The following is a 12,128-nucleotide window of genomic DNA, read 5'->3' as shown; positions in this document are numbered from 1 at the left end:
AACGGCCGGCCGGAGCACCTGCGAGGCACCGCCCTGGGCTTCGGCAACCTCGGTCACTACATCACCCGCTCTCTGCTCGACACCAGGGGCTTCAGGAACGAGCTACACCGCCATCTGTGAAGAGCCGTTTTACCCACTGGTGCGCGGCAGCAGGCTGGGGAGTTAGTGGCCGTTCTCGGGGGCGTCCGAATCGCGCGCGGCCTGTTCACCGCGGTCGAGTCCTGCCATGGCTTCCATGTCTCCGGGCGTCAGGCAGAAGTCGAACACCGAGATGTTCTCCGCCAGCCATTCGGGCTTGGCAGCCTGGGGGATTGGGACGATTCCCTGTTGCACGTGCCACCGGAGGAGGACCTGCGCCGGAGTCCGTCCCGTTCTGTGTGCGATCTCCACCACTATCGGGTGGTCGCGCAAGCCCGATTCGCGGCCGATGGGACTCCACGCTTCCGTGACAACTCCCAGACTCTGGTGGACGGCCCGCGGCGGCAGGCGTGCGAGGTCGGGGCTGAGCTGGATCTGATTGACGTCGGGGACAACGTCTGTCGCGGAGATGATCTTCTCCAGGTGTGCTGGCTTGAAGTTGGAGACGCCGATGGCCTTGACACGTCCCTCGTGGAGGAGCTTGACGAGGCCCTTCCACGCTTCGACGTAACGGCCCTGAGCAGGCACCGGCCAGTGACACATAAACATGTCCAGGTAGTCGAGACCGAGGGCCTGGAGACTGCGGTCATAGGCCCGCTGGACGCCATCGACGCTGTGGGACTCCTTATTGAATTTGCTGGAGACGAACAGTTCCTCCCGGGGGACGTCGGCCGTACGGATACCTCGTCCCACGGCATCTTCGTTGCGGTACTGGAACGCAGTGTCAACGAGCCGGTATCCGCTTCGAACCGCGTAGCGGACGACCGCTTCGCACTCCTCGCCCACGAGCGGCCAGGTGCCCAGTCCCAGGTGCGGAATGCGGTGCCCGTGCAGCAGGTTCAGCCGTGGGGCCGCCGCGTATTCGTTGTTTGGGTGAGTTTTCGTTATCATGAACAACCTTTCGGCGTAGTGTTTGAAGTTTCGGTCTCTGAATGCGAGCGGTCGGGGGTCAGGATCTGTGTCGCTCAGGTAACACCCTTGTTCGACCTCCGGGTGATGGCCGCCGGGGCGGTGATGAAAAGACCCGCGGCCAGCAGTGCGGCCGCCACTGGGGCAATGGCCACCACTCCTGCCATACCCACTGGTGTAAGCATGAGCGCCATAGCCCGGAAGGTGCCCGTGAGAGCCAGGGCGTCCCCACGTTCCTCCGGGTCCACCTTCTCGGCCGCGATGGCGGGGCCAACGGTCTGCAGGATCCCGGCGCCGATGCCGGAGACGGCCAGGGAGACAGCCACGAGGGCCGTGAGCCCGGCGAACGGTCCCGTTGCGGCCACACCGAGTCCTGTCGCGAAGACGCCGGTAATCAGAGATGCCCTGATCCCCTGTCTGTGTATCCAGCCGCCGAAGGCGCTGCCAGCAAGGATGGTCGTGTTGGCAATGGACAGCAGGATGCCAATGACTGCAGCCGACTGCCCTGCCAGGGATAGGGCGAGCGGAACGTAGGAGTCCAGAAGACTCTTCCATGCGCCTGCGGCAGCATTCATCCAACAGGCTGCATTGACGCCGGAGCGTCGCCATAGATGCTTCTCCTGGTTCCTGCGGGCAACGGGCCTGGGCGCGAACGGAGGAAACCTGATCAGCATGGCCGCAGGGAGGACGGCCATGGACCCCGCAACGGCTCCCAGTGCCAGTGGAAGCTGGACCGAGACCTCCCAGAGGTAGCCGGCCACCGCAGGCCCGAGAAGCGCGCCGACGCCAGCCGTCAGATTGACATCTCGCAGCCCGTTGACTGCTGAGGCCGAGGTGCGGACGGCGTGAGTCTGGTTGCTGGTCCAGAAGAAAGCCCGGGCTGCTCCCTGCATCAACTGGGATGCCACGAAGATTATGAACGTGGGAGAGATTGCCAGGAGTGCGCACGAAACTGCAATCATCACCCCGGAAGCTATGAGGAACCATTTGTCCGGGATTCTGCGCATGAGCGCGCCCATGCAGAGGCGTGTGATGAGCTGCGCGACGGCAGCCACAGCCACCAGCATGCCGATCTCGCTGGCGCTGTAGCCAGCATTAACTCCCAGTAAGGGTACGACGACGGAGAGGGTGCCTAGTGCGACGCCGAACAGGAAGATGGCCAGCGCACTCAACACTCTGTCACGGCCGACGGAGGGCATGGGGTTCCTCGTGGCGGAAGCTTGTTCGGCCGGGCGTTCCGGTGGGTCCCCCGGTGGGCGGGGGCTTACCCTCACCGTTTTTAGCCGCAGACATGCTGGAGGTAGTCGCTGGCGTCGTCCAGGCTCACCACGTCACCGTACTTGTTGTCGATGTCGACGAGGCTGGCAAGGTGCGGCAGCTCGGCCCTGTCTCCAAGACCCTCTTCCACGACAACCGTGTGGAACCCGTAGGAGCAGGCGTCCACGGTGGTGGCGCGGATGCAACCGCTGGCCGTGCAGCCGACGAGTATCACCGTGTCCACGGCCCGCGAGATCAGCCGGGCCGCCAGGTCCGTGCTGAAGAAGCAGGATGCATATTTTTTGACCAACAGCATCTCGTTCTCGCGGCGATCGAGCCGTTCGTCCAGCTCCACCCACTCGCTCCCTTCCACCAGCCAGCTGCTGGAAGGAATCTTGCGGATCCATTTTCCGGCCCCCTGGAGGTCGGAATTGTAGGCGGCCGTCGAGAAGATCACTGGTATGTCGGAGTCTCGAGCGTCCGCGAGCAGCTGTTGGGCTGCCCGTAGCTGAGAATCGAGCTCGCCTGCCAGGGGGGATCTCGTGTCGGTGAACCCCCGGATCAGGTCGATGACTAGCAGCATCGGGCGCTGCCCATAGCCAGTCCGGCCACCTAGACCTTTGGTCTTGAAGTCTGCTGGAAGACGTTCGTACTGCTTCAGTGCAGCGCCGCTGAACATGGTCTGCATCTCCTGTGGCTTGTTGGGACGGTCGTGGTCGGTCTGTGACTCTTCTTCAGGACTGAGGTTTTCTCACCAGGCGAGGTGCCTAGCAGGGGCGTGAACCAGTGGCAGGAGCGAGTTGGCCTGGCGCAGGGCCCTCGAGCAGGACGGAGATCGCCAGGAAACCTATCCGCGAACAAGGACTACGTGTTTGTCTACTCTGCCATCAGCGACCTGCCGATCGAAACCCTGGACTTTCTCACCGGCCTGCTGCACCGCCACCGCTGGGCCCATGATAGGCGATCCTTCCAGCGGGCCGGAACGGCCCGGACGCAGGCGAAGCTGGTGCTTCGCTGGTTCCGTGACCACACCCGGGTGAGGAACCTGGGGCAAGATCATGGGCTGTCGCAGGCCATGGCCTACCGGTATCTGCACGAGGGCATCGACGTAGTCGCCGCCCGGGCCCCTGACCTGCACGAAACCTTCTCCACCGCACAGGAGGGACTGCTGCACGATCAGGTGACAGTTGAGGTGTCAGGCCGCGAGGTGTACGGCCGGGCCCAGGATGGTCTCGTACTCGAGGGGGTCAATCGGCCCAGCCGGGCCTGCCGGCGGCGGGCCAGGACGTTCTTCTGCAGCAGCGCGAAGAACGATTCCATCGCCGCCTTGTCCCCAGCCGCGCCGACCTGGCCCATCGAGCCGACCAGGTGATGGCTGTTCACCGCGTGCACGAATGACCGCGCCCGGAACTGACTGGGATCCTCTGTCCGAATGTACGATGCACCCGGCCACCTCTCCGCGACGCGTCACGGCAATGGCCAGGCCATTCACCGGGAGGCGGGCCTTCATCCGCGAGTCCATCGAGTAGCCCACGATCCGCCCGGAGAACACGTCCTAGATCGCGTAGAGATACAACTTGCCCTCCTCGGTCCAGTGCTCGGTGATGTCGGTTAGCCACAGCTCGTTCACGTCATATGCGGTGAAGTCGCGCTTGACGAGATCGTCATGCACGGGTGGGCCCGGGCGCTTGCCGTTCTTCCCGCGCTTCTTCCCGAACGCGGAGAACCACTGGTTGTCGCGGCAGATCTTCCACGCCGTGCGTTCGCACATCGCCTCGCCAGTCGCGCGGGCTTCCTCGACGAGGAACCTCGAGCCGAACTCCGGGTCGTCCCGATGCGCGTCGAACAGAGCGTTGGCACGGTACGCCTCGGTCAGCTCAGCCACGGTGACCTGCTGCGTGAACCACCGGTAGTACGGAGCGCGAGAGAGCTTCAGGACCCGCAAGGACACCGCGACGGGGACCCCATCGACGGCGAGCTCTCTCACGAGCGGGTAGAGCCTTTTGACGGCAGGTTGGCCTGGGACAGGTAGGCCGCGGCCCGGCGCAGGACCTCGTTCTCCTGCTCCAGTAGCCGGATCCGCTTCTTGGCCTCGCGCAGCTCGGTGTGCTCGGCGGCGGTCGTTCCGGGCTTGGAACCGTCCTCGACGTCGGCCTGGCGCATCCAGTTACGCAAACAGGACTCGGCGATGCCGGAGTCCGCGGCGATCTGCTTGATGGTCTGGCCAGGTTCACGGTCACGGGCGACGCGCACGACGTCGTCGCGGAACTCCTGGGGATAGGGCTTGGGCACGGTGTCCATGCTTCCAGCGACACCTCACGGCGTCACAGATTAGATGTCACCTATTCGTACAGCAGTCCCGTAGTCCTCCGGGCGCAGGGCGTCCGGGGCGGGAGTCGGTGGGCCCTGAGGCGATGAGGTCTGCTCGGTGTCGGCTGTGGCTGTGGCCGTGGTGCGGAAGGCGTGCCAGGCCTCGGCTGCGCGTGGGTCGGAGGGGGTCTGGTCAGGCAGGACTTTGTATTCGTCATGCCAGTGGCACAGCTGCCGGGCGATCAGGGCGGCGTCCACGCGCTCGGGCGTCAAGGGCTCAATGTCGGCTCGCCAGGGCTCGTCGCGGGTCTGGGTTCGGAGGGTCGCGAGGCGAGCGGAGATCTTGTCGAAGACCTGCTCGACGGTCTGGATCTCGGCGGGAGTCTCGGCGCGGGGGACGGTGAGGCCTCCGTGGCCGGCCTCGCGGTGCTGCTGAGGCGTGTCCTTGATCGCGGCGAGGGCTTCTCGCGGAGTCTCGACAGGGCTGTCGGGCAGCTGGTGTCCGCGGGTGAGCTCGTTGATGATCGCGTTCCAGTGCTCGGTGTTAGCCCACCGGGTCACGGCATCGGGGCCGTGAGTCTGGCGGACCCAGTCGACGGCCTGACGGGTGGCGATCGCCTGACCGACATAGCGCAGTTCGTCCGTTAGGTGCGGCAGGTCGGCGTCCCATCCGTGGGCGTGGTCGCGCACCTCGTGCGCGGTCAGCTCGGTCTCGGAGCGGTCGAGCACGCGGGTGAGCTGGTCGCGGGCCGTGGCCGGGGTGATCTCCTTGATCATCTGCCAGGGATCGGGGCCATCGTCGGCCGGCTCGGGCTGGGACAGCACGGCCGTGTTGGAGTGCCGGCCACGGGTCATGCCGACATAGAAGGTCTCGCGGGAGGTCGCTGCCGGATCGACGGCGGTGATCGCCCGGTCCACGGTCACGCCCTGGGAGCGGTGGGCGGTGGAGGCGTAGCCCAGCTGAGTGTGCTCCAGGACGTTGCGGGGCAGGTGGACGGCGGCTCCGTTATCGCGGGTGGCCTCCAACGTGCCGTCGGCGTGGAGGCGGGCCACGGTGAGCAGGTCGCCGTTCTTGATGAACTCGCCTCGGTCGTCGAGGACCTGGCGCTCGTTGCGACGGGTGAGGATGCGATCACCCACACCGGCTTCTGAGTCGCCGGCGAGGCCGGCGGTGCGGGTGTGGTCGATCTCGCCTTCGGAGCGCAGCAGATCCTGGGCCTGGGAGTTGAGGCGGTCGACGGCGTCCTGGGTGGAGGCGATGAGCAGCGCGGAGCCCTTCGTGCGGGCGGTGGCCCACTGGTCGAAGGCTGCGGATTCGACGTCGTCCGGGGTGGCAACTTGGCTGACGCGGCCGTGGTCCATGAGGGTGTCGATCGCGGCGTGGTCGCCGCGGCGCAGGGCCAGGGAATTCTCGGCCTCCCAGTCGTTCTTGAAGCGCCACACGGAGGTCAGCGTGGCGGCGGTGACGTCGTGGTTGCTCTGGTGGCGTTCGATCCAGCCGAGGGTGCCACCGGCCTCGATCGCGCCGAGCTGGGCGGGGTCACCGACGGCCACGATCTTTGCCCCGGCCCGCCGGGCCTGATCGCGCAGCTGGTCGAGGGCATGGGTGCCGGTCATCGACGCTTCATCGACGATGACCAGCTGCCCGGGGCGCATCTGGAAGCGGTCCTGTTCGGCGTCCAGCTGGGTCAGCGTGGCGTTGAGGCGGCGCAGCGATCGCTGCTGGGCTGCCGAGGGGGTCTCGTCGAGGCGGGAGAGCAGGTGTGCCATCTGCTGCTGTGTCTGGGCGATCTGCTCCTGGCGGTGCTGTGCGCCGGGGCCGGTCGACTCCCAGAGCCACTTAGAGACGTTGTCCGTGGGGACGTCGATCTCCTTGCCGAGCACGGAGGCGGCAACTGCGGAGGGAGCCAGGCCGACGATGCTGCCCGGTCCGTGCTGGTCCTCCCACACCTGACGCAAGGCGGACAGGCAGGTGGTCTTGCCAGTGCCGGCCGGGCCGATCAGTGCGGTCAGCGATTGAGGCGCGGCCGCGATGCGCAGCGCGGCTTCACGCTGATCGGCTGCGAGGGCGTGTCCGTCGCCGACGGTCACGGCATCGAGGATCTGGCCGGCACGATCGACGTCGGCCGCGGTCGGGGCCTGGTCGTTGGTCGCGGCGTTGATCAGGCGCTGCTCGGCGTCGACCTGATCGGAGGTGGCATAGGAGGCCGGCTCGTTGAAGGCGTGATCGGCTCCGGAGGACAACCCGGGGTGGAAATCCATCGAGGGCTCGTAGCGGTGCGGGCTCAGTCTGACCGTGGACTCCAGGGCCTGATCTGTGACGACGTCGAGGAGACGATCTCGGTCAGCGGCAGAGTGGCAGCGCACGGCGGCGAGGCAGCGGGAGATCTCGGCATGGACATTCGCGCGAGTGAACGTGGCGCGTTGGGCGGACACGGTCGTGATGGCGCGATCAGCGATCTGAGTCAGGGTCTCGCTCTGGACGTCGTCAGCGCTCAGGACGGTCGGTGACTGGCCGAGCGCTCTGGAGAGGACGGAGGACGGGTCGACGCCGACGGTTTCAACGCGTGCTCTCCAATCCACGGACTTGTGCTCCAGGCTGCGGTCGTCGTCGGTGTCCTTGGCGGTGCGCGTGGACAGCGTCGCCTGCTGGCGCAGGGCCAGGAGATCCGCTCCAGTAGGGGGTGTGCCGTGATCGGCTTCCCACTTGGCGGCGAGGCGGTCCTTCTCCTGCTCGATGGCGTGGGCGCGGGAGGAGAACTCGTCGATCAGCTCGTCGGGGACACCGGCCAGCTCAATCCGGGCGTTCCGATCAGCGATCGCCAGGCCGTCGGCATCTTGGGAGGGGATGTCGCCGCGGACTTCGGCCTGAGTGCCCAGGGTCCGGGCGAGCTCGTCGAACAGGAGTCCGTTGAAACGCTCGGAGGCTGCCACGACGTTCTTGTGCAGCGCGTAAGAATCCAGGGTGGTCCACGCGCCGTCCGAGGCGCGCTGGATGCGGTTGGCGACCACGACGTGCGTGTGCAGCTGGGGATCACCGGCGCGAGAGTCCCAGTGATCGAACGCGGTCGCGACGAGTCCGCGGGTGGCGACCTTGGCCACGCCGGCATGCCCGGCACGGGTCTGGACGCCCCGATCATCCAGCCAGGACAGGGTCTGATCGAGCGCAGCGCGATGCGCGGCATGCACTGCGGCCTTCGTCGGCTCATCGGCCATCGCCCACAGCACGGAGACCGACTTCGGCACGGAGAACGTGAGATCGAATCCGGCCACGGGCTGCCGGTCGCTCTTGGCGAGTCTGCCGGCAGGAGTCTTCGCCCTTTCCGGTGCCGGGCGGGCGGCAGCCGGCGCGCGCCCGAGTGGCTCGCCGGTGTCGGGGTGAGCGGAGTCCTGGAGGAGACGGCGTGCCGCGCGAGCGGTCACTCGCGTGCCGGCGTCGATGCCGAGCCCGGCGGTGCCGGCACCGATCCAGCGGCCCGGAGGCGCGCCGGCAGAGGTGTAGTAGCGGGTCAGGTCGCGGCTGCCTGTGCCGGCCACGGCGGCATCGCCGATGGCGACCTTTTCCAAGTAGTACTCCACGGACATCTTCGAGATGGACACGGTCATCGGTTCTTCCTCTTGGGTCGAGCGGTCGGGCGGGTGGGGCGTGCCGGTGCGGGGGCCTTGCCGTCGGCAGAGCTACTGGAGGGTGCCGGGGTCTGTTGCCGGAGGCGTTGCCAGGTGGTGACGACCTCTTGATCGAGCCCGGCAAGCGGCAGCGCGGTCTTGCCGGAGGCCTGCCGGGCGAGGCGCGCGGCAAGCGCTTCCCATTGCCGGCGGATGGTCTGGATCGGCACTTGCCGCTCGGCCTGCTCGCGCTGCTCGGCATCGACCCGGAAGCGGGTCAGGACCTCGCGCAGCTGATCGACGTGCTCGCTCTGGGTCTTGGCCTCCTGCCGGACTTGCCGCAGTGCATCGGCCAGGTCCGCGTTCCTCCGGCTGATCGCGTGCTGATCTCGACCCATCGACTCGATCGCGCGCTCAGCCCGGCGGTCGGCGGCAGCGGCAGCGACCTCGGCTGCACGGGCTCGATCCCGGTCAACCTGACGACCGGCCCGGAGCCGGGCGATCGTGCGGTCTTTGCCCGCGATCTGCCGATCGAGCTTGGTGATGCTCGGAAGGTCCTGGTCCTTGGTCGCTGGGTCCTGCTCGGGGAGGCCACGGGAGCGACGCCAATTGGCGCGGTCTCGGCAGCGCTTGTTACAGAACCTCTGCGTGGGCCGCGGATCGGGAATGGGGGTGGCGCAGGCTGCGCAACGGAGGGAACGGCTCATGCAGGGCCATCGCTGTAGGCATGCGGAACGTAAGTCGTGCCGCCGAGTCGACTCGGCGGCAGTGCACCTTGGTGCCAGACGTGTGTGCAGTGGTTTGGTCTGGATCTTGTGCAGGTGGGCTGGGCTCTCCTGCGGGCCTGCGTGGCGGGGTGGCCGGTGGTCTCGGGCGGGCGGCTGTGGATATGGCTCAGCCCCTCCAGGGGGGGGGGATGAACTGGAGGGGCTGAGGTCTAGGTGAGCTGCTGGTAGGTCAGCTCAGGTTCAGGGTGATGATCTCTCCGGGGAAGATCAGGTCGGGAGCTCCGGAGCGGAGGGTGTCGTCGTTGGCGGCGTAGAGGGCCTGCCATCCGCCCTCGATGTCGTATCGCTCGGCGATCTCGCTGAGGGTGTCCCCGGGGATGATCACGTACTCATGCGTTCCGTGCGGGTGCTCGGTCGGGATCTCCGCGGGGTCGGCCTCGGGTGCGAAGAGGCTGCCGGGGATCGACTGCTGGGGAACTGTGGTGGGCTTCGGAGCGGTCGGGGCCGAGGGGGTCGGAATGGCCGGTGCCGGCTCGGACTCTGCCGTGGTAGGGGCCGGGGGGATGAACGAGCGCTGCGGCATGACCGGCGTCTCCGTTGCCGGGGCCGCGGGGCCGGATGCCGAGGGCGCGGCAGCCGGCGCGGGTGCCGAGGTGCTTGCCGGTGCCGGAGCGGAAGAAGCCGCCGGTGCCGGGGTCGGGGCCTTCGGCTGCGCGGAAGGTGCCGGTGCCGGGGTAGATGCCGGCGCGGCAGACTCTGCCGGTGCCGGTGCCGGTGCCGGTGCCGGTGCCGAGATCGACGGCTGCGCGGCGGGTGCCGGAGCGGACGTCGGGGCCGACGGTCGTGCGGCAGGAGCAGGTGCCGGTTCGGCAGCAGGGGCCGACGGCTGCACGGAGGGCGCGGGTGCCGGAGCCTGGGGCGCTGCCGGTACAGCGGGTTGGGGCTGCGTCTCCGGAACGGCAGGGGCCGCGGGAGTCGGAACGTCCGGTGCCGGCTCGGCAGGAGCCTCGGGCTCGGGCTGCGTCTCCGGAACGGCGGGGGTCTCGGGTTCTGCCGGCGTCTCCGGGGTCTCGGGGTCGATCGGGGTCTCCGGCTCGGCGGGAGTGTCCGGCTCCTCGGAGGGGCTGCCGGGGTCGATGCCGGTGTCCTCCGTGGGATCGGGGGCGTCCTCGACGGGGGCCGGGGAGATCGGCAGCCCCAGGTCGTCGTCGGCCATCACGGGGGTCAGGGACGTGAACGCGACGGCCGGGGTGATGACTGCGGCAGCCAGGAGGCTGCGAGTGCGGGTGTTCATCGGAGGTCTCCTTCGGTGGAACGGGGGTCGGTGATCTGTGCGGGAATGGACGCGGCCTTGCCGGTGCCGAGCTGGAGATGGGCCGGATCTCCGAGGGGGCCCGGTCCACGGCACCGGCTGCTGTGCGGGTCTGGAATAGTCACTGGCTCTCTCCTTCGGTAGCAGGGGTGAAGGCGGCGATGGCGCCGCGGTGGTCGACGACGATCTCTCCGGACTCGGTGAGGCCGAGCAGAGATTCGGTGGTCTCGGGGGACTCCAGGGATTCACCGTCGGGGCCGATGAGGGTCTGGGTGCCGTCGGAAGCGGTGGAGGTCCATCCGCCGGGAACGGTCTCGACGGTCTGGGTGGTCGAGGACCCGGCGGAGACGGAGCCTTCGATCTTGCCCGTGTCGAGGTCGATGAGCGTCGATCCAGCGACGAGCTGCTGACCGTCGGTGGAGGGCACGATGCGCATTCCAGCACCGGCCCCTGTGGTTCCCATCTCGTAGGTGTCGACGATCTTGCCGGTCTCGGCGTCATGGACGGCGATCACGCTGCCGGACCCGTCGTTGGCCCAGATGGCTGCGGCGTAGTCCTCGGATGCTCCGAGCCACTGGGAGATCGTGGTGTTCTCCGACGGGCCGATGAGGCGGGTGCTGGACTCTTCCTCGCCGTCCTCGTTGGCGAGCAGCAGGGTGCCGCCCTCATCGTTGGTGGCCCACAGGAAGCCGCCATTGCGAGTCGGGCCGATCGGGGCGGCGGAGGAGTCGGGGGAGACGATCTCGTGGAAGCCGTCCGTGGTCACGAGCTGGAGCGCATCGGGGCGAACGTCGTCGTTCTGCGGGACGGTGAAGGCCGTTGTGCCGCGCAGCACGAGTCGGTCGTCTTCCCCGATCTCGGAGTCGACGAGTCCGTGCTCCTGGGACCAGGTCATCACGCGGTCATCGGTCGCCAGCAGCATCCCGCCGTCATCACCGTCGCGCAGCGGGGCCGGGCCGGTGGTGGGCGGGGTCGGCAGGGTGACGGACTCGGCGATCTCCCCGGAATCGGTCTCCACGACATCGAGGGCCCGGCCGGAGACCGCACCGACGTGCGCGCCGTTCCAGGTCATGCCGGAGCTTTGATCTGTCGCACCAACGACTTCCCAAGACGGGGTGCCAGAGAATCCAGCAGGGGGCAGCGCCTGCGAGACGAGCGCGGTCGCTGACTCGGAGGGCTCGGGCGTGGCGCTAGGGGCGGAAGATGTGGCTGCGGCTTCGGGGGTCGACTCCGGGCTGGTGCCCGGGGCGTTGAACAATGCCCATCCGGCAGCGGAGACGGAGCCGAGCAGGAACAGTCCCAGTGCTGATCCGCCGAGGATGGCTCGGCGGCGGAACTTCCGCTGCGCCTCGCTGGGGCCGGTGTCCCCGTCGGCCAGCTCCTCGAACAGATCGTCCTCGGGCTCGTCGTCGAGGGCCTGGGGCGCGGTCACGGTCTCAGGCACGGAGGGCTCGATCAGCTCGGACGTGTCCTCGTCGGTGCCGGTCGTCTGGAGGATGAGATTGACGTTGCCGGCCGTAGCCGCGTCGGTGGCCTGAGCGCGGGCGACGGACAGCGTCGAGACCTCGCGAACATCAGGACCGTCCTCGTAGGGGACGGACATCAGCCACGGCGAGAGCAGCAGACGGAATTCTGCCTCATCGGGCGTGGTCGTCGGAACGATCTCCAGCTGCGTGCGGGTGCCGTCGGGCGAGAGCTGCCACATACGCAGCAGCTCATTGCCGTCGAGGACAGCTATCTTGGAAACGAGGCCGGTCGCCCGGATGTGCTGCGTGATCGTCGCCCAGACCGGGTCGATCGAGGATTGGTTCATGCGCCGATCGGCGACGCTGAGAGTCAGCGTCGGCGTGAGCGTGATTGTCGTTGTC

At 67.8% G+C, this 12,128-nt stretch carries 7 protein-coding genes and 1 pseudogene; all 8 read right to left on the bottom strand.

Features of this window, described 5'->3' with window-relative positions; translation table 11 throughout:
- Nucleotides 1-162: 162 nt before the first annotated feature.
- Nucleotides 163-1,029, bottom strand: a complete 867-nt coding sequence (locus tag EDL96_RS11515; RefSeq protein ID WP_123826264.1) for an aldo/keto reductase — start codon at nucleotides 1,027-1,029, stop codon at nucleotides 163-165.
- Nucleotides 1,030-1,103: 74 nt separating this feature from the next.
- A complete protein-coding gene (locus EDL96_RS11510) occupies nucleotides 1,104-2,246 on the bottom strand; it encodes an MFS transporter (protein WP_123826262.1) in 1,143 nt (380 codons plus the stop codon).
- Between the two features lie 80 nt (nucleotides 2,247-2,326).
- Complete coding sequence (locus EDL96_RS11505; RefSeq protein WP_233568858.1) at nucleotides 2,327-2,992, bottom strand: N-carbamoylsarcosine amidohydrolase; 666 nt, start codon at nucleotides 2,990-2,992, stop codon at nucleotides 2,327-2,329.
- A 507-nt stretch (nucleotides 2,993-3,499) separates the two neighbouring features.
- A pseudogene (locus EDL96_RS11500) lies at nucleotides 3,500-4,596 on the bottom strand (IS3 family transposase).
- Between the two features lie 39 nt (nucleotides 4,597-4,635).
- Nucleotides 4,636-8,220, bottom strand: coding sequence for a MobF family relaxase (mobF, locus tag EDL96_RS11495; protein ID WP_123826260.1), 3,585 nt, complete (start codon nucleotides 8,218-8,220; stop codon nucleotides 4,636-4,638).
- Nucleotides 8,217-8,927, bottom strand: coding sequence for a hypothetical protein (locus EDL96_RS11490; RefSeq protein WP_123826258.1), 711 nt, complete (start codon nucleotides 8,925-8,927; stop codon nucleotides 8,217-8,219). The genes mobF and EDL96_RS11490 overlap by 4 nt, the downstream gene beginning before the upstream one ends.
- Before the next feature lie 250 nt (nucleotides 8,928-9,177).
- Nucleotides 9,178-10,242 carry a LysM peptidoglycan-binding domain-containing protein gene (locus EDL96_RS11485; RefSeq protein WP_123826256.1) on the bottom strand — a complete coding sequence of 355 codons (1,065 nt, stop codon included), beginning with the start codon at nucleotides 10,240-10,242 and terminating at the stop codon, nucleotides 9,178-9,180.
- A gap of 139 nt (nucleotides 10,243-10,381) precedes the next feature.
- The gene (locus tag EDL96_RS11480) at nucleotides 10,382-12,073 is read right to left on the bottom strand and encodes a hypothetical protein (protein WP_123826254.1); all 1,692 of its coding nucleotides are present in this window, start codon (nucleotides 12,071-12,073) and stop codon (nucleotides 10,382-10,384) included.
- Nucleotides 12,074-12,128: the final 55 nt, after the last annotated feature.

The organism is Kocuria soli (assembly GCF_003797835.1).
Taxonomy (GTDB): domain Bacteria; phylum Actinomycetota; class Actinomycetes; order Actinomycetales; family Micrococcaceae; genus Kocuria; species Kocuria soli.
This window is presented reverse-complemented; position numbering and strand designations above follow the sequence as displayed.